At 68.6% G+C, this 18,040-nt stretch carries 18 protein-coding genes; 9 read left to right on the top strand and 9 right to left on the bottom strand.

Going from position 1 to position 18,040, the window contains the following annotated elements:
• Positions 1 to 13: 13 nt before the first annotated feature.
• From QMA07_RS16200 to QMA07_RS16160, 9 genes are all read right to left on the bottom strand, one after another.
• A complete protein-coding gene (locus tag QMA07_RS16200) occupies positions 14 to 1,129 on the bottom strand; it encodes a DUF4064 domain-containing protein (RefSeq protein ID WP_290163765.1) in 1,116 nt (371 codons plus the stop codon).
• Positions 1,129 to 1,917, bottom strand: coding sequence for a hypothetical protein (locus tag QMA07_RS16195; RefSeq protein WP_290163764.1), 789 nt, complete (start codon positions 1,915 to 1,917; stop codon positions 1,129 to 1,131). Before QMA07_RS16195 ends, QMA07_RS16200 begins: the two co-directional genes overlap by 1 nt.
• Positions 1,914 to 2,939 (bottom strand): VWA domain-containing protein, encoded by a 1,026-nt coding sequence (locus QMA07_RS16190; RefSeq protein ID WP_290163763.1) that lies wholly within the window; start codon positions 2,937 to 2,939, stop codon positions 1,914 to 1,916. The genes QMA07_RS16195 and QMA07_RS16190 overlap by 4 nt, the downstream gene beginning before the upstream one ends.
• On the bottom strand, positions 2,936 to 3,922 hold the full coding sequence (locus tag QMA07_RS16185; protein ID WP_290163762.1) for a VWA domain-containing protein: 987 nt from the start codon (positions 3,920 to 3,922) through the stop codon (positions 2,936 to 2,938). The genes QMA07_RS16190 and QMA07_RS16185 overlap by 4 nt, the downstream gene beginning before the upstream one ends.
• On the bottom strand, positions 3,913 to 4,404 hold the full coding sequence (locus tag QMA07_RS16180) for a hypothetical protein (RefSeq protein ID WP_290163761.1): 492 nt from the start codon (positions 4,402 to 4,404) through the stop codon (positions 3,913 to 3,915). The genes QMA07_RS16185 and QMA07_RS16180 overlap by 10 nt, the downstream gene beginning before the upstream one ends.
• Positions 4,391 to 5,278 (bottom strand): DUF58 domain-containing protein, encoded by an 888-nt coding sequence (locus tag QMA07_RS16175; protein WP_290163760.1) that lies wholly within the window; start codon positions 5,276 to 5,278, stop codon positions 4,391 to 4,393. The genes QMA07_RS16180 and QMA07_RS16175 overlap by 14 nt, the downstream gene beginning before the upstream one ends.
• A gap of 30 nt (positions 5,279 to 5,308) precedes the next feature.
• Positions 5,309 to 6,256, bottom strand: coding sequence for an AAA family ATPase (locus QMA07_RS16170; RefSeq protein ID WP_056375139.1), 948 nt, complete (start codon positions 6,254 to 6,256; stop codon positions 5,309 to 5,311).
• 262 nt (positions 6,257 to 6,518) lie between these two features.
• A complete protein-coding gene (locus QMA07_RS16165; protein WP_290163759.1) occupies positions 6,519 to 7,223 on the bottom strand; it encodes a Pr6Pr family membrane protein in 705 nt (234 codons plus the stop codon).
• Between the two features lie 62 nt (positions 7,224 to 7,285).
• Positions 7,286 to 8,218 carry a DMT family transporter gene (locus QMA07_RS16160; RefSeq protein WP_290163758.1) on the bottom strand — a complete coding sequence of 311 codons (933 nt, stop codon included), beginning with the start codon at positions 8,216 to 8,218 and terminating at the stop codon, positions 7,286 to 7,288.
• A gap of 239 nt (positions 8,219 to 8,457) precedes the next feature.
• On the opposite strand from QMA07_RS16160, the gene QMA07_RS16155 reads away from it, so the two are divergent.
• The 9 genes from QMA07_RS16155 to QMA07_RS16115 all read left to right on the top strand — a co-directional run bounded on the left by QMA07_RS16155 (position 8,458) and on the right by QMA07_RS16115 (position 17,837).
• Positions 8,458 to 9,744, top strand: a complete 1,287-nt coding sequence (locus tag QMA07_RS16155) for an adenylosuccinate synthase (protein WP_042540385.1) — start codon at positions 8,458 to 8,460, stop codon at positions 9,742 to 9,744.
• A gap of 7 nt (positions 9,745 to 9,751) precedes the next feature.
• Entirely contained in the window at positions 9,752 to 10,861 is a 1,110-nt protein-coding gene (locus QMA07_RS16150) for a beta-propeller fold lactonase family protein (RefSeq protein WP_290163757.1), read from the top strand.
• Positions 10,862 to 10,918: 57 nt separating this feature from the next.
• Positions 10,919 to 12,286, top strand: coding sequence for an MFS transporter (locus QMA07_RS16145; RefSeq protein ID WP_290163756.1), 1,368 nt, complete (start codon positions 10,919 to 10,921; stop codon positions 12,284 to 12,286).
• 278 nt (positions 12,287 to 12,564) lie between these two features.
• Positions 12,565 to 13,998 carry an NAD(P)/FAD-dependent oxidoreductase gene (locus tag QMA07_RS16140; protein ID WP_290163755.1) on the top strand — a complete coding sequence of 478 codons (1,434 nt, stop codon included), beginning with the start codon at positions 12,565 to 12,567 and terminating at the stop codon, positions 13,996 to 13,998.
• A 198-nt stretch (positions 13,999 to 14,196) separates the two neighbouring features.
• A complete protein-coding gene (locus QMA07_RS16135; protein ID WP_290163754.1) occupies positions 14,197 to 14,499 on the top strand; it encodes a DUF427 domain-containing protein in 303 nt (100 codons plus the stop codon).
• A 65-nt stretch (positions 14,500 to 14,564) separates the two neighbouring features.
• Positions 14,565 to 15,452, top strand: a complete 888-nt coding sequence (locus QMA07_RS16130) for an ATP-binding cassette domain-containing protein (protein WP_290163753.1) — start codon at positions 14,565 to 14,567, stop codon at positions 15,450 to 15,452.
• Entirely contained in the window at positions 15,449 to 16,129 is a 681-nt protein-coding gene (locus tag QMA07_RS16125) for an ABC transporter permease subunit (RefSeq protein ID WP_290163752.1), read from the top strand. Before QMA07_RS16130 ends, QMA07_RS16125 begins: the two co-directional genes overlap by 4 nt.
• Complete coding sequence (locus QMA07_RS16120; protein ID WP_290163750.1) at positions 16,126 to 16,860, top strand: ABC transporter permease; 735 nt, start codon at positions 16,126 to 16,128, stop codon at positions 16,858 to 16,860. Before QMA07_RS16125 ends, QMA07_RS16120 begins: the two co-directional genes overlap by 4 nt.
• A 53-nt stretch (positions 16,861 to 16,913) precedes the next feature.
• A complete protein-coding gene (locus QMA07_RS16115; RefSeq protein ID WP_290163749.1) occupies positions 16,914 to 17,837 on the top strand; it encodes an ABC transporter substrate-binding protein in 924 nt (307 codons plus the stop codon).
• The last annotated feature ends 203 nt before the right edge of the window (positions 17,838 to 18,040 follow it).

Raw genomic sequence — 18,040 nt, 5'->3', positions numbered from 1 at the left:
TGCCCACCGGGACTCAGAACCCGGGGTACTCCTGCAGCCTCTGCTCGAACTCGGCGCGGTCGGCGTCGCTGAGCACCGCGCTCGCGATGACGACCATCTGCAGCCCTTCGAGCGGTTCTCCGGTGCGGGCGCTCTGCGCCTCTCGGGTCTTCAGGAAGTCGCCGGACGGGTCGTTCGAGAGGTCGAAGATGTTCGTGTAGAACCGCATCGGGTCGGGGTAGTTCTCGGTGTAGTACTCCCACGTGTGCTGCTCGCGGGGATCCTCGCTGCCGTACAGCTTCGCGATCATCGACGGGTCGATGCCCGAGTACTCGCCGTTGAACGAGTACAGCGACGGCAGGCCGTGCTCGGCGACGACCTCGTCGATCGTGGCCATGACCTCGAGCTTCAGGCTGTAGTCCTGGATCGGCTCGCTGGTCGCCCAGCCCACGGACGTGTACTCGATGAGCATCGACTCTCCGCCGTAGCCGTTGCGCTCCGGGCGCAGATCCTCATCGCCGACCTGCACCCACTCGTACCCGTATTCGTCGTTGACGCGCTCGCGGATGTCGGCGAACAGGCTGTCGGCCTCGGCCTGCACGTCTTCGAGCGACTGCTGCCGCAGAGCATCCTGAGGATCCGTGCCCCTGATGCCGGGGTAGGCCTCTTCGTGCTTCTGCTCCTCGGTCTTCATGCCGTCATAGCTGCCCGAGGCCGAGGTCTGCAGTGCACCGATGCCGCCCACCGTGGCGACGTTGAAGATCAGGGTGACAGCGAGCGCGACGGCTCCCAGGGTGCGTCCACGTGCGGTGAACATCGCGCCGATGACGACGGCGACGACCACGAGCTGCAGGGCCAACATGGTCACGCCGTAGAGTGCGTCGGTCGCTCCGATCGCCAGGGTGATGAGGAGGATCAGAGCGAACAGGATGCCGACGACCAGAGCGATCCAGCCGAGCGCGTTCGCCGGCTTCTTCTCCGCCGCCGAGGCTTCGGCCGCGGTCGCCGTGCCCGACGCGGCCGGGGCGCCCGGATGCTGCACGACAGGCCCGGCCTGACGGCGCGCGTTGCGATAGCCGCCGGGCGGCGGAACGGGCGGAGCCCCCTCGGCGCCGGCGAGGTAGCGGGCCCGCTGCTTCTCGTGATCCATCACCATGGCCTGTCCGTCCCCGAGCCTCCGCCGTCGTCACCCTGCTGCTGATCGCGCTCCTGCGTGCCCTGCTCCAGCTTGTCCTCGAGCTCTTCGAGCTTCTCGTCCGAGGGCTGCGGCTCCTGTTCCTGCTGTTCCTCCGGGGGCGGCTGCTGCTCGTTCTGCTGCTTCTGCTTGAGACGGTCTTCGAGGTCTTCCTTGCTCTGCTGCATGTCGCGGTCAGGGTCGGACGACTGCTCCTGCGCTTCGTCGCTGCTGCATTCCTCCGGTGTCTCTGTCGTGACGGTGAGCGCTTCGCCATAGAACTCGGCGGCCGCAGCGCCGTCGCCCTCAGTGCGGGCGGCGTCGCCCATGCGCTCGAGGACGAGCGCCAGGTTGATGCGCACCGTGCACACCTCGAGGCCGGTCGCCAGGTCGAGCGACTCCTCGAGCTTCGTCCGGGCCTCCGGCAGCTTCTCGGCTCCGGCCAGCGCGGTGCCCACGTTGAACGGCGCCTTGTAGGGCTCGAACCAGTTGAGGAACTCCTGGCCGCGGGCCGATGCCTCGGAACCCGAGTAGTCGTCGGCCACGTAGGCGCTGATCGACTGGTGCGCGAACGCGTACATGCTGAGGATCTTGCCGACGAACAGCAGGGCGGCCAGCGCGAGGGGCAGCGTGCCGATCACGAGCCAGCGGCGGATGCTGCGCCGACGACGATTCGAGGCGAGCAGCGCGGCGGCGGCTGAGGCCGTCAGGTCATCGGGACTGCCGGCCTCAGCCGCGCTCGCACGGGAGGACAGATCGGTCATGCGGCACCTCCGGCGGTCGGCTTCTTCCGGCCAGGCGACGTCGACGGTGCTCGCAGCAGCCGCAGTCGGGCGACCAGCATGCTCGCCCTCGTGAGCTCCACGCCGAGCAGCGCCACGACGACGAGGGCGGCGATCCAGTACAGCTCGGTCACGTTGCCGACCGAGCCCGACTCGGCATAGTCGGTGGTGGTCGACGGGGCGTCCGGCAGGGTCAGCGCGGCATCCGCGGTGCGGTGCTGGTACTCGACGCCGAGATCCGCGGCGATCGCCTCGAGGTTCTCCTCGTCGATCACCGAGAGGGCGTTCGCCCCCTGGTACTCGATGTACTCGTTCGACGAGCCCTCGATGCCACCGGTGGTGAGCCTCATCGGCCCGCCTTCGGCGCTGCCGTAGCCGAGCACCGCGCCGGCATCCGTGAGATTCTCGCTGCCGTCGAAAGGCTCGGGCGGCGACGTCACCGTCTGCTCCCCGTCGCCGAAGTAGAACACCATGCGCGAGCGGTCGGGCGAGGCCTCGGCCGCGTTCGACAGGGTGTCGGTGAGCAGCTGGTTGGCGATGCCGATCGAGCTGCCGCGCGACTGGCTCGTCACCTCGGGGCGGAGCACCTCGAGCGATGAGACGAGCGCGGTCGTGTCGGTGGTGAGCGGCATCCGCAGATCGGCCGAGGCATCGAAGGTGATCAGGGCGAAGCGCGCACCCGGGTACTCGTCGACGATCGTCTGCACGTCGGCGCGGACGCCGTCCAGACGCGGCTCGTCGCCGTTCCAGTCTTCGGCGACGATGCTCGCGGTCGTGTCGACCACGAGCACGATGTCCGTGTCGGTCGCGAGCGTCTGCGTGGCGCCACCGGGGATCCCCGGGCGCAGGAGCATGAAGAAGCAGGCGAGCAGCAGGACCAGCCGCATGGCCCACAGGGCCTTGTCGCGTCCCTTGGCCTTCGTCAACGCGATCACGGCGAGAGCCGCCACCGGCGCGCAGAGAAGCGCGATGAGGAAGACGTTGAGCACGGGCTGGAAGATCACAGTCTCACCCTCCAGAGCACGACGATGAACGAGAGCGCCGAGATCATCAGCACGACGATCCAGAGGTTCGGGGCGTCGGTCCAGACGACCTGCGCCTGACCCTTCAGCGCGGCCGCCTCCTGCTCCTGCACCTGCGCGACGATGTCGCTCACGGTGGTCGTGTCGCGCAGGCCGAAGGCCTGGCCGCCCGTGGATTCGGCGGCCTTCGTGAGCTCGGCGCTGACGTCGGCGTCCTTGCCCTGCACCGGGTTGAGCGCGAACACCCGGACTCCGTTCGCATCGGCGTACGCCGCAGCCTCGTCGAGAGTCACGATCGAGGCGCCGTTGACCTCGTTGTCGGTGGCGAAGATGATCGATCGCGACCGCTCGTCGTCGGGGTGGTCGAAAGCCATGGCACAGGCGGCAAGACCGTCGCCGATCAGCGAGGCGCCGTTGCCGTTGAGCGTGCCGACCCAGTGCTCGGGGATCGACTCGCTGAACTCGAAGCTCTCGCGGATGCTCCGCAGATGATCGCGGATGAACTCGTAGTCATCGGTCAGGGGGAAGATCTGCACGGGCGAGCTGTTGAAGATCGTGAGACCGATGCGCTCGCCTTCGAAATCCTCGAGCAGCTCCTCGAAGACCGTGAGCACCTCGACGTCGACCTCGCTCATCGAGCCCGAGACGTCGAGACACAGCATGATGTCGCGGCTCGTGTTGACGGGCTGGATGGTCTGCGACGCCATCGGGCGCGCCGAGACGACCCCGGCGGCCAGGGTCGCGACCACGCCGATCACCAGGATGCTCGACAGCGCCAGCACACGCCGGTTCAGGGCCTGACGGAACGTCGGCAGCGCGCGCAGGCGTTCGGCGCGCGCGACACGCGCCCGCTCGTGCTCCTCGGTCTTCGCCGTGCTTCGCAGACCGATCACGACGCCGAGCGCGATCGCGATGACGACGACGCCGACGGCGATGAGGATGAGCCAGCCGTTCGCTAGTGCCATGTGCGCACCACCGTTCTGGCCGCGTCGGCGCCGGCGATCGGATCGATCGCCGGGCCGGGCCGGAAGATGCTCGGATAATAGTGGCGCCCCATGGCGTCGACGAGCGCGGGGTGCACTCCGCGAGACACGAGATCGTCGAGCGCGAGCACCGGGGCCTCGAGTCCGCTGTACTCGTTCACGAACGTGCGCACCACACGGCTCAGCTCGAGGTTCGCGTTGCGGGCCGAGAGCGTGCGTGCGCGGTAGTCGTCTTCGATGCGCTGGATGCGGTCGAAGTACTCGACCCTCAGCTGCGACAGCACATCGGTCGTGAGCAGAGTGGGCCCCTGTGCATCGCGGGTCAGCGTGAGGTCACGCCGCGGACGCGTCAGGGCGACGATCAGCCACGCCGCCGCGATCATCAGCAGCAGTATGCCGAAGGCGAGCAGGAGCCATCCCCAGCCGTACTGGAACGGCGGGTAGAGCTCATCAGAGCCGGGCATGCGACCTCCGATTCAGCAGCTGCAGCAGCTGCGAGACGGCGTCATCCTGACCGGCCAGAACGCTGTGGCTGATCTCCATGCGCTTCAGCAGCTCTGCCAGACGTGCGGCGTCGGCCTCGGTCTGCGCCGCGAGCTCACGGATGATGTCGGGGTCGCCCTGCACGAAGTCGGGCACCTCCCACATGCTGTCGACATCGCTGCGGACGGTCGCCGTCGCGTGGTCGAGCACCGGGTCGGCGTCGCTCACGGTCAGCCACAGCACGTCGTGCTGTACGCGCAGTCGGCGCAGCATCCGCTCTGTCTCTTCGGTGACCGGCGCCTCGTCGGTGATGACGACGACGATCATGCGCCGCGAGATCGTGCGGGTCACATACGACAGCAGCGCGTCTCGGTCGCTCGATGCCGTGCTCGAGTCGATCGACCGGTCGATCGTGCGCAGGGCGTGCTCGAGCGCGCCCTCGCTGCGGCCCGGTGCGCGTCGGCGGATGCGGTCGGAATCACCGTAGACGAGTGAGAAGTCGTCGCCGTGGCGCAGCGCGAGCACACCGAGAACACCGGCGGCGAGGATCGCGAGGTCCTTCTTCGACTTCTCGTCGTGCGCGAGCGCGGCCATCGATCGGCCCGTGTCGACCACGAACAGGATGGTGTGCATGCGCATGGCGCGGTGTCGCTTGACCAACGGGGTGCCCAGTCGCGCCGTGGCGCGCCAGTCGATGTCGCGCACCTGATCGCCGTACTCGTACTTGCGCAGATCCTCGAAGTCGAGGCTGCGGCCGTGCAGCAGCGACGCGTAGGCGCCGTCGAGCGCGTGCAGCGACTTGCGCGACGAACGGATGAAGAGCTTGCTCTTCACCTGGGCGATCAGGCTGGACATTCTGGGCGGGTCCCCGAGCTCGTCGAAGGGTCAGGGAGTGGGCACTGCGGCGAAGATCTGGTCGATGATCTCCTCGCTGCGGATGCCGTCTGCGTCGGCCTCGAAGGTCAGCAGCACGCGGTGGCGCAGCACGAGGTGGCGCAGCGAGCGGATGTCCTCCGGGATCACGTGGCCTCGGCCGTTCAGCAGCGCCAGCGCCCGGGAGGCCTGCAGGAACGCGATGCTCGCGCGGGGGCTCGCACCGTACTTGATGAAGCGGGCGCGCTCCTCGCCGATGTACGGCGCGGGATTCCGGGTCACGTAGGCGATCGAGACGATGTAGTTGCGGATCGCCGGGTCGACGTAGATGCGGCTCGCGACGTCCTGCAGCATGTGCACGTCGTCGAGGCTGATCGCGCTCGACACGTGGCGGTCGGGGTCGAGCACGCCCGAGTCGATGCGCCCGAGGATCTCGAACTCCTCGGCGGGGCTCGGGTACTCGACGATCTCCTTCAGCAGGAAGCGGTCCATCTGCGCCTCGGGCAGCTCGTAGGTGCCCTCCTGCTCGATCGGGTTCTGCGTCGCGATCACGAGGAACGGCTTGGGCAGGTGGTGCACCTCGCCGCCGATCGTGGTCTGGTGCTCCTGCATCGCCTCGAGCATGGCGCTCTGGGTCTTCGCACTCGAGCGGTTGATCTCGTCGAGCAGCACGAAGTTCGCGTGCACCGGGCCGAGCACGGTGCGGAACGATCCGGTCGCCGCGTCGTAGATCTGGTTGCCGGTGATGTCGCTGGGCAGCAGATCGGGGGTGCACTGGATGCGCTTGAACTGCGCCCTGACGGTGTCGGCGAGGGTGCTCGCGGCGGTCGTCTTCGCGAGACCGGGGACGCTCTCGAGCAGGATGTGCCCACCCGCGATCAGCGAGATCAGCAGGCTCATGCGCAGGCGCTCCTGGCCGACCATCTTCGCCGAGTACGCGTCTGACACGGTCTTGAGCACGGCCGTCGCGCGCTGAAGCTCGGCTTCGGTGGGGGCTTCGGACCTCTTGCTCGCGGACGTCGACGCCGCGGGCGCCGCGGGTGCGGATGCGGAGGCGGCGGCGTCGAACCTGCAGAGGGGTCGGGCGCGTAGGGCTCGTTCATCGGTATGTCTCCTCGTTCCCACGGGGACGCGTCGACGCCCCCCGTCGACCAGCGTAACCGCATGCGGTCTCGCCGCTCCGGCTCGGAGACGGATGCAGGTCGAGCTCTCGGCGATCCGATCAGACGGCGGCAGGGACGGGGGCACCGCGCTTGCGGCCGACCCACACCACGACGCACGCGACGCCGATGATCGCGACGGCGATGCCGACGATGTAGCCTGCGACGCCGAGGTAGCCGCCGGGCACGATGTGGGGGTTGAGGAACGGATACGGGTACCACCAGGTCTCGCCCGTGGCGGGGGCGATGATGAGGTTCGCGCGGATCATCGTGTACACGACCCAGACGATCGGGAAGACCGCGACCGTCGCCACGGTGCGCCAGCGCAGCGCGCGCCGCCGCGGTGCGAACAGCAGGTCGAGCAGCAGGAACAGCGGGAAGACGACGTGCAGCACCTCGTTCGACCACGGCACGGTGACGCCCTGGGGCAGCTCGACTCCGCGGAGCAGGGTGTTGTAGACGATGCCGGTGACGATCATGTAGGTGCTGACGCAGACCAGCAGAACGGCGAGCCATGCAGGCTCCTGCTCGGCGTCACGACGGTGGCGCAGCGCCCAGATCGCGGCGACGATCAGCACGATCGCCGCGAGCAGATTCGACAGGATCGTGAAGAAGCTCAAGAAGTTCGCGGCGACCGTCGGCAGATGCTGCCCCCACTCCGTGCTGGCGGCGAGAGCGTTCTCGATGCTGCGTGCGAGCTGGGCGACGATCGCCGCGAGTCCGAGAGCTGCGGCTGCCAGTCGGGCATAGGGCCACCAGGTCTTCATTTCGCCTCCGCGCACACTTTATCGGTCAGTACGCCGGTCGACGCTAGACCGATATGTCGGTGTCACGCGGCGCGCCGACCCCACTTCATACGGGTGACGAGCACTCCGAGCAGGCACAGCGCGCCGCCGACGAACATGAGCGGGGTCGGCACCTCGCCGAGAATCGCCCATGACAGGAGGATCGCGATCGCCGGCACGACGTACGTCGTCGCCGACGTCTGCCCGGCGGTGCTGCGCTGCAGCACGTACGCCCAGGTGGTGAATGCGATCGCGGTCGGGAAGATGCCGAGATACACGACCCACAGCGTCGAGCCCGGCGGAGCCGTCTGCAGTGCACCGACGAGGCTGCCCACCCAGGGCAGCAGCGCCACGGTGCCGGCGCCCGCGCCGAGGAAAGTGAGCGTCGTCGCATCGGACCCCGCGCTGAGCAGGTGCTTCTGCAGCAGGGTGCACCCGGCGTAGAGCACGGCGGCGAGCAGCGCGAGCAGCAGACCGGTGACGTCGGGGCCCTCGCTCGTCGACGAGTTCATGCCGATCAGCACCACGCCGAGGAACGCGATCGGTGCCCCGATGATGAGCGGCTTGGGGAAGCCCTCGCGCAGGAACAGTCCGCTGAAGATCACGACCATGAGAGGCGCGAGATTCACGACCATCGCCGCCGTGCCCGCGTCGAGGGTTCGCTCGGCGGCGTTGAGTGCGAGGTTGTAGACGCAGAACCAGCCGATGCCCCACACCGCCACGAGCCACCAGTGCCGGCGATCGGGAAGACGGATGCCGTGACGCACCGCGATGATCGCGAGCACCGCGGTGCCCACCGCCATGCGCAGCAGCGCGAGCGCGCCCGGATCGAAGTCCTCCCCGGCGCCGCGGATGCCGATGAACGCCGACGCCCACAGCACCACCGTCACCAGGGCGGCGACGAGCACGAGCGGCCCCTGCGTGCGGGGTTTCGCTGTGATCAGGGTGTCGTCGCTCCCGCGACCGGTCTTCGGCATCCTTCGATCCTGGCACCTGGCACCGGGCACCGACATCGGCGATGCGCCGGAGCGACAGCATCCGATGCTTTTCCGCCAGCCGTCGGCGGCTGCACTCGGGCATCGATCTGCAGACGTGCGTCCCGAACGCATCCACAGGCCCGAAAAGGCCCTGTAACACCCCTTCGGTAGGATGGAGTCGCCCGACAAGGGCCAGCTCATCAGCCGGTGCAAACCCGGCGAAAGCAAGGGGGATACCCATGCCAGGAATCGTTATCGTCGGCGTCCAGTGGGGCGATGAGGGCAAGGGCAAGGCAACCGACCTGCTCGGCGAGCGCACCGACTGGGTCGTCAAGTTCAACGGCGGCAACAACGCGGGCCACACCGTCGTGGTCGGCAACGAGAAGTACGCGCTGCACCTGCTGCCCTCCGGCATCCTGTCGCCTGGGGTCACCCCGGTGATCGGCAACGGCGTCGTGATCGACCTCGAGGTGCTCTTCAGCGAGCTCGAAGCGCTCGGCGGCCGCGGCATCGACGTCTCTCGCCTCAAGGTGAGCGCCAACGCGCACCTGATCACCCAGTACCACCGCACGCTCGACAAGGTGACCGAGCGCTTCCTGGGCAAGCGCATGATCGGCACCACCGGCCGCGGCATCGGCCCGGCGTACGCCGACAAGATCAACCGCGTCGGCATCCGCGTGCAGGACCTCTTCGACGAGAACATCCTGCGTCAGAAGGTCGAGGGCGCCCTCGACCAGAAGAACCACCTGCTGGTGAAGATCTTCAACCGCCGCGCGATCACCGCAGACGAGATCGTCGAAGACCTGCTGTCGTACGCCGAGCGTCTGCGTCCGATGGTCGCCGACACCGGATACCTGCTCGACGAGGCCCTGCGCCGCGGCGAGGTCGTGGTGTTCGAGGGCGGCCAGGCCACCATGCTCGACGTCGACCACGGCACCTACCCGTTCGTCACCTCGTCGTCGGCCACGGCCGGTGGCGCGTCGACCGGATCGGGCATCGGACCGGGCGCGCTCGACCGCATCGTCGGCATCGTGAAGGCCTACACGACCCGCGTCGGCTCTGGTCCGTTCCCGACCGAGCTGTTCGACGAGCAGGGCGAGTGGCTGCGCTCGCGCGGCTTCGAGTTCGGGACCACCACCGGCCGGCCGCGCCGCGTCGGCTGGTACGACGCTCCGATCACCCGCTACGCGACCCGTGTCAACGGCATCACCGATCTCGTGCTCACCAAGCTCGACATCCTGACCGGACTCGAGCAGATCCCGGTGTGCGTCGCCTACGACGTCGACGGTCGGCGCTTCGACGAGGTGCCGGTCAACCAGACCGACTTCCACCACGCGACGCCCGTGCTCGAGTACTTCCCCGGCTGGAGCGAGGACATCTCGACCGCGCGCACCTTCGACGATCTGCCGAAGAACGCGCAGGACTACGTGATCGCACTCGAGGGCATGAGCAACACGCGCATCTCGGTCATCGGCGTCGGCCCCGAGCGCGACCAGGTCATCGTGCGTCACGACCTGCTCGACTGAGCGCCCGGTGACACGCTTCTGGCTCGGCGGGTACGGCCCCGCGATGGACGGCTCCGCCGACGGCGTCGGCCTGCTCGCGGGTGACGAGAGCGCGCCGACCGCGCTCGAGTACCGCGGTGCGGTCACGCAGACCTCCTCGCCCTCGTGGCTGGCGCAGCATCCGTCGCTCGATGTCGTCTATGCGGCGCTCGAAGCGGATGCCGCGGTGCAGGCCTTCGCCCGCAGTGGCGAGTCGACCCTGCGACCGCTCGGCGACCCGGTCGCCGCGGGCGACGGCGTGTGCCACGTGGCGGTGTCGTCGAGCGGATCGTTCCTCATCGCGAGCTGCTACGGCGACGGGCGAGTCGTGCGCATCGGCATCGACGCGCAGGGACACCTCGTGCCGGATGCCGTGAACAAGGCCGCCGAGCTGCGGGCGGCGCTCCTCGGCGAACCGCTCGAGGAGACGGCGCCGGCAGGAGTCGCCGCCGCGGCATCCGATCCGTACGCCGGAGAGCTCACCGCCACCGGCGAAGCGCGCTCCTCGCATGCGCACTCCGCGGCCTTCCTCGCCGACGGGCGCATCGCGACGACCGACCTCGGATTCGACCTCGTGCGCATCTGGCGTCCGATCGCCGGTGGCCTGGTGCTCGACCACGAGGTCGTGCTGCCCGTCGGCACCGGTCCGCGTCACATGGTCGTGCACCCGAGTGGTCACCTGCACGTGGTGACCGAGTACTCGTGCGAGGTGTTCACGCTCGCCGCCGGGCGCGATGGCACATGGGCTGTCGTCTCGTCGGTGCTCACGAGCCCCATCGCCGAGATCGGCGTGGACTTCCCCGCCGAGCTCGCACGCACCCGCGATGCCCGGTTCCTGTACACGGCCCTGCGAGGCAGCAACACGGTCGCGGCCTTGCGTGTGCGCGGCGGAGGAGAGGCGCTCGAATCGATAGCGCTCGCCGATTCGGGGGTCGACTGGCCACGTCACCACCTCGTGCACGAGGGCAAGCTGCTCGTCGCGGGGCAGCGCTCCGACACCGTGGCGCTGATCGACCTCGACGAGCGCACAGGGGCTCCGCTCGACATCCGACACATCGCGCAGGCGCCCGCGCCCACGCACATCCTGCCGGTGCGCTGAGGCGGTCGACGGACTCGGCTTGACCTCAACCAATGTTGAGGTTCTACGGTCGAGCCTATGACCATCGACACCGACGCGGTTCCGACCGCGAAGCCCGCCACCGGCATCCTCAGTCGCGACTACCTCTGGATCACCGTCGGCGCGTGTGCGCTCGTGTTCCTGGGAGCGTTCGAGTCCCTCGCCGTCACGACGGTGATGCCGGCGGTGAGCGCCGACCTCGACGGCGAGCGGCTGTACGCACTGGCGTTCGCGGGCCCCCTGGCAACCGGCGTCATCGGCATGGCCGTGGCGGGCAACTGGTCGGATCGCCGCGGGCCCGTGGCTCCGCTCTACGCCTCGGTGGGTCTGTTCGTGATCGGGCTCATCGTCGCGGGTCTCGCGCCCAGCATGGAGGTGCTCGTGGCCGGGCGCTTCGCGCAGGGTCTCGGCAACGGCGGGCTGATGGTGGCGCTCTACGTGGTCGTCGCCCGCGTCTACCCGCGCGACCTGCATCCGGCCATCTTCGCGGGGTTCGCCGCGGCCTGGGTCGTGCCGTCGCTCGTCGGACCCACCGTGGCAGGCGCCGTCACCGAGATCTGGAGCTGGCACTGGGTGTTCCTCGGCGTCGTCTTCCTGGTCGTCCCCGCGCTGCTGATGGTCGTGCCGGCACTCCGAGGACTCTCGGGCGAGGGCGACGCCACCACGCCGTGGGCCTTCGGACGGCTCGGCTGGTCGGTGCTCGCCGCGGTCGCCGTGCTCGCGCTGAATCTCGTCGGAGATGTCCCTGGGGCCGGGCCCGTGCTCGCGGCCGCCGCCGTGATCGTGGCGCTCGTCGCCGTTCGTGCGCTGCTGCCGAAGGGCACGCTGCGTGCGCGACGGGGCCTGCCGTCGGTGCTGCTCGTGCGCGGTCTCGCCGCGGCAGGATTCTTCGGTGCCCAGGTCTACATCCCCTACCTGCTGACCGAGCGCTGCGAGGTCTCGCCGACCATCGCCGGGCTCTCGCTCACCGGCGGCGCCCTCGCCTGGTCGGCTGCGGCCACGGTGCAGGGGCGCATGGGAGCCAGGCTCTCGAGCGTGCTGGCCGTGCGCATCGGCACGGTGCTGGTCTTCGTCGGTGTCGTTCTCGCGCTCGTCGCCACGGTGCTCGCCGCACCGGTGGTCGTCATCATCGTCGCGTGGATCGTCGCCGGGGCCGGCATGGGCCTCATGAGCCCGAGGACGAGCGCCCTCACCCTCGAGATGTCGGCACCGGAGAACCAGGGCTTCAACAGCTCGGCCATGACGGTGGCCGACTCCTTCGGCAGCGCCCTGGCGCTCGCGATCACCGGTGTGCTGTTCACCGGGCTGGCGGCGGGAGAACCGTTCATCGCGGTGTTCGCGTTCGCCGCGGTCATCGCGCTCGCCGCGGCGGTGCTCGCCGTCCGCGTCGCACCGCGGGTCGGTTGAGTCCCGATCGAGGCGCGTTCACAACTCAGGAATCTCGCTCCGGAATGGTCGGCACAGTCTTCGATCAGCAGACTTGGGCTTGCCGCTCCTGAGTTGTGAACGGCGTCCGTGCGATGACTTCGGAGAATCGCCGAGGGTAGATCCGTTCAGGCCGGATTCAGAGCTGTGTCGAGCCGGATCGGGGCCGACCGACGCGCCCGGCGACCCGCCGGTGGAACAACCACCCCGTGACTCGGCGTTGGTCTTGAGCAAGACTGGGCGACGGAGAGGTGCACCTCATGACTGCTGAGAAGACCGACGAATACGACCTGATCGTCCTGGGCGGTGGACCGGTGGGCGAGAACGTCGCCGACCGCGCTGTGCAGAACGGACTGACTGCGATCATCGTGGAGAGCGAGCTGGTCGGCGGTGAGTGCTCGTATTGGGCGTGCATGCCGTCGAAGGCACTGCTGCGTCCGGCCCAGGCGCTGCGCGCGGCCCAGAAGGTCAAGGGCTCGGCCGAGGCCGTGACTGGAAAGCTCGACGTGCGTGCGGTGTTCGACCGTCGAGACTCGTTCACGAGCAACTGGTCCGACGACGGGCAGGTGAAGTGGCTCGACTCGGCCGGCATCGACCTGGCTCGCGGCCACGGTCGGCTGACGGGGGAGCGCGAGGTGACGGTGACGGATGCCGATGGCGGCACCCGAGTGCTCCACGCGCGCCACGCGGTCGCGATCAGCACAGGGTCGGATGCCGTGATCCCGCCGATCGACGGGCTGCGCGAGGCCTCGCCCTGGACCAGCCGTGAGGCCACCAGCGCCGAGGAGCTTCCGGAGTCGCTCGCCGTGATCGGCGGCGGAGTGGTCGCGGTCGAGATGGCCACGGCCTATGCGGCGCTCGGATCGACGGTGACGATCATCGCCCGCAGCGGTCTGCTGGGTTCGATGGAGCCCTTCGCGGGCGAGCGGGTCGCGGCCGGGCTGAAGGAGCTCGGCGTCGATGTGCGCACCGACACCGGCACCACGAGCGTCACGCGCGGCGACGACGGCGTCTCGATCGTGCTCGACGACGGATCGACGGTCGCGGCGGCTGAGGTGCTCGTGGCGACGGGGCGCTCGCCGCGCAGCGGTGACATCGGCCTCGATGTCGTGGGCCTCGAGGCCGGCCGCTGGATCACCGTGGACGACACGCTGCGCGTGCCGGGGTCGGAGTGGCTCTACGCGGTCGGCGACGTCAACGGCCGCGTTCTGCTCACGCACCAGGGCAAGTACCAGGCGCGGGCTGCCGGCGACGTGATCGCGGCACGCGCGCAGGGCGAGGACGTCGACGATGCACGCTGGGGCAGGCACGTGGCGACGGCAGACGGTGCGGCGGCCCCGCAGGTGACGTTCTCGTTCCCCGAGGTCGCGTCGGTCGGGCAGACCGAGGCCGAGGCTCGCAAGGCCGGCACCGAGGTGGCCGTCGTGGATTACGACCTGGGCTCGGTCGCCGGCGCGAGCCTCTACGAAGACGGATTCGAGGGGCAGGCTCGTCTCATCATCGACAAGACGCGCGACGTCATCGTCGGTGCGACGTTCGTGGGCCCCGAGGTCGCAGAGCTCGTGCAGACGGCGACCGTGGCGATCGTCGGCGAGGTGCCGATCGCCCGTCTGTGGCACGCTGTTCCGGCGTACCCCACCATCAGCGAGATCTGGCTGCGACTGCTCGAGACCTACGGGAGGGACTCGGCATGAGCGCCTCCGACGGATGCGAGGGACGGATGCGGGGAGCCATCCGTTCCGGCATCCGCTCCGAACAGCCCGTGAGAGACCTCGCGGGATCGGCGAGCCCGGCGCCGGATTGTTTCCCACATTGACGGCATCGGGCGCAACCCCCGAGTGAATGTCGCACACCTCTTATACGCTCGAACCCACATCCGAGGAGGCAGGACCATGAAGGCTGTACTCGCAGGAACCGTCATCGCCGAAGCGGACGAGAGCGATCTCGCCCGCATCGAGGGCAACTGGTACTTCCCGCCCGCGTCTATCACCGAGGGGGCGCTCGTCGAGAGCCCGACCCAGTACACGTGCCCCTGGAAGGGTGCCGCTCAGTACTTCTCGGTGCAGGCCGGAGGCGAGCTGCACACGGATTACGCCTGGTCGTATCCGACTCCTTTCCGGAGTGCGTTCGATCGCGTGGGCAAGGACTTCTCGGGGTTCGTCGCCTTCGATCCGCGGGTCGAAGTCTCCGCATGACCTCTGTATGCCGCAGCCGCGGCGCTGATGCCCGCCTCGTCGATCGAGCGACCGGAGAGTAGATCGTGATCGAGTTCCGCAACGTCACCAAGCAGTTTCCCGACGGCACCACCGCCGTGAAGGACTTCAGCCTGGTGCTGCCGTCACGCAAGACGACGGTGTTCGTCGGATCCTCCGGATGCGGCAAGACAACCCTGCTGCGCATGATCAACCGCATGGTCGAGCCGACGTCCGGCGAGGTCGAGATCGACGGCGAAAGCGTGCTCGGCGGAGACCCCGTCGCGCTGCGCCGCCGCATCGGATACGTCATGCAGAACTCCGGCCTGATGCCCCACTTCACGGTGATCGACAACGTCGCCACCGTGCTGCGGCTCACGGGTGTCAAGAAGGGGCCGGCGCACGAGCGCGCACGCGAGCTGCTGAAGACGGTCGGCCTCGACCAGTCGCTGGCCGAGCGGTATCCGAGCCAGCTCTCGGGCGGTCAGCAGCAGCGAGTCGGTGTGGCCCGCGGCCTGGCGGCCGACCCGAACATCCTCCTGATGGACGAGCCGTTCGGCGCGGTCGACCCGATCGTGCGAGCCGACCTGCAGCAGGAGACGTTGCGGCTGCAGCACGAGCTCGACAAGACCGTGGTGTTCGTCACGCACGACATCGACGAGGCGTTCCTGCTCGGAGATCAGGTCGTGATCCTCGACAAGGGCGCCCGCATCGTTCAGGTGGGCAGCCCGAGCGAGATCATCGAGAACCCGGCAGACGACTTCGTCGCCTCCTTCATCGGCGCCGACCGAGGGCGTCGTGCCCTGCACCTCAAGGAGACGCCGCACGGCACCGTCGTGGTCGACTCCGAGGGGCGCACGCAGGGTGCGATCGTGTCCGGGGTCGAGAAGTCCGACGGTCCGCTCGCGGGGCCGGATGCCGCCGCCCTCGGCGCAGTGCCGGGCGAGCGCGCGTGAACTGGGTCACAGACAACCTCGGGTTGATCTTCGATCTGACTCTGGTGCATCTGCGTCAGAGCATCATCCCGATCGTGCTCGGCTTCGTGCTGTCGCTTCCGCTCGGCTGGGTCGCGTGGCGCTTCCGACTGGTGCGTGGGCCCATCATCGTGCTCACCGGACTCCTCTACACGATTCCGTCGCTCGCGCTGCTGATCCTGCTCCCGGCCGCGCTCGGCTACTCGGCCATCAGCGAATCCAACCTCGTGATCGCACTGACGATCTATGCGATCGCGATCCTGGTGCGTGCCGTCTCCGACGGCCTCGACTCGGTCGACGACGATGTGCGCCAGGCCGCCACCGCGACCGGATTCGCCGCCTTCCGCCGCTTCTGGGCGGTGGAGTTCCCCCTCGCGGGTCCGGTGATCCTCGCCGGTCTCAGAGTCACAGCGGTCAGCACCATCTCGCTCGCCACGGTCGGAATCCTGATCGGCGTCACGAACCTCGGCTACCTCTTCACGAACGGCCTCGAGCGCCGCATCATCGCCGAGGTGTTCGCCGGAGTCATCGCCGTCGTGGTGATCGCGCTCGTCATCGATCTGATCCTGCTGCTCCTCGGCCGCGCTCTCATGCCGTGGACCAAGCCTGCCGCGAGGCCCGCAGCCGCCCGCGCTCTCGCTGTGGGGGCTCCCGCATGAACCTCTTCCTCGAAGCCATCGCGTGGATGGTCGCGCCCGAGCAGTGGGAGGGACGCTACGCCCTGCCGGTTCTCCTGGGGCAGCACCTCGCTCTGACCGTCATCTCGGTGGTGATCGCGGCGCTCATCGCCCTCCCGATCGGCTGGCTGATCGGCCACACGGGTCGCGGTCGCGAGATCGCCGTCGCCGTCTCGGGAGCCGCGCGCGCGATTCCGGCCTTCGGTCTCATGGTCCTGCTCGTGCTGCTGCTCGGAGTGCTCCGCATTCCCGAGGCCGCGATCATCACGTTCGTCCTGCTCGCCATTCCCTCGCTTCTCGCCGGTGCCTACACGGGGCTCGAGGCGATCGACCGTCGCGTCATCGACGCCGCGAAGTCGATGGGGATGACCGGATGGCAAGTGTTCTGGAAGGTCGAGGTACGGCTCGGTCTGCCTCTGCTCGTCGGCGGCATCCGCGCGGCGCTGCTGCAGGTCATCGCGACCGTCACGATTGCGGCCTACGTCAATCTCGGCGGGCTCGGGTGGCCGATCATCCAGGGAATCCCCCTGCGCCGGTTCGATCAGGTGCTCGCCGGCGCGATCATCGTCGCCGTGCTGGCCCTGATCGTCGACCTGATCTTCGCGGCGCTGCAGCAGGCCGCCGTGCCTGCGGGCCTGCGCACCGGTCGCCCCGCCAAGCGGCGGTCGCGGGCATCGGCTCGGCCCGCCGCGGTCGAACCGGCGACAGCCTGAATCGTCCATCCTCCGTGATGTCCCCCACAGCAGTCCCAGAAAAGAGGAAGTCCATGTTCACAGCACGAGGCAAGCGTTCTGTCTTCGCCGTCGGTCTTGTCGCCGCGGCAGCACTCGCCCTGACAGCCTGCTCCTCGAGCAACCCGCTCGAGGAGCCGACCGAGTCCGGCGAGACCTCGGGCAGCGGCGACACGATCGTCGTCGGCTCGCAGGCGTACTACTCCAACGAGATCATCGCCGAGATCTACGCCCAGGCGCTCGAGGGCGCGGGGTTCGATGTCGAGAAGAAGCTCAACATCGGTCAGCGCGACGCCTACATGCCTGACGTCGAGGCCGGCGAGATCAACGTGTTCCCCGAGTACACCGGCAGCCTGCTCGAGTACATCTCGGACGACGAGGTCGACGTCACCAGCCCCGACGACGTCTACGCCGCGCTGCAGGAGGCGCTGCCCGAGAGCCTCACGGCTCTCGACTTCGCCGAGGCGTCCGACCAGGACTCCTACACGGTGCTGAAGAGCTTCGCCGAGGAGAACGATCTGAAGACGATCGGCGACCTCGCGAACGTATCGTCTGAGGTCACGATCGGCGCGGCTCCCGAGTTCGAGCAGCGCCCCTACAGCCCGGCTGCGGCCAAGGAGGTCTACGGCGTCGACCTGACGTTCTCGGCCACCGGCCCGACCACGCTCGAGTCGCTGCTCGCCGGCCAGATCCAGGTCGCCGACATCTACACGGCCGACCCCGCGTTCGAGACCGAGGAGATCGTCGCTCTCGAAGACCCCGAGAACCTGATCATCTCGTCGAACGTGGTGCCGATCGTCTCGAGCGACATCGCCGATGACGTCTCCGATGTGCTGAACGCCATCAGCGCCAAGCTGACCGGCGAGGAGCTCGTCGCCCTCAACGTGCTGAGCACCGTCGAGGAGCAGTCGTCCGCCGACATCGCGAAGAAGTGGCTCGAGGACAACGACCTCGTCTGACACTGAGCCGTCTTCGCGCGAGAGTGCCCGGTCCCCCAGGGGATCGGGCACTTTTCTGTGTCCGGTGACCTGCTGCGGGAGGGTTTCCGGATGACTGGTCGCGGGGAGGGGGCCCCGCTGGGGTGGAGCGCTTTCGTGAGACCGCTGTCCCTGGACGAGACCCACGTGCAGGGCGTGGGTCTCGTGCGGGAAGGCGGGTTTCG

The organism is Microbacterium sp. APC 3901, assembly GCF_030407765.1.
Classification (GTDB): Bacteria; Actinomycetota; Actinomycetes; order Actinomycetales; family Microbacteriaceae; genus Microbacterium.
This window is presented reverse-complemented; position numbering and strand designations above follow the sequence as displayed.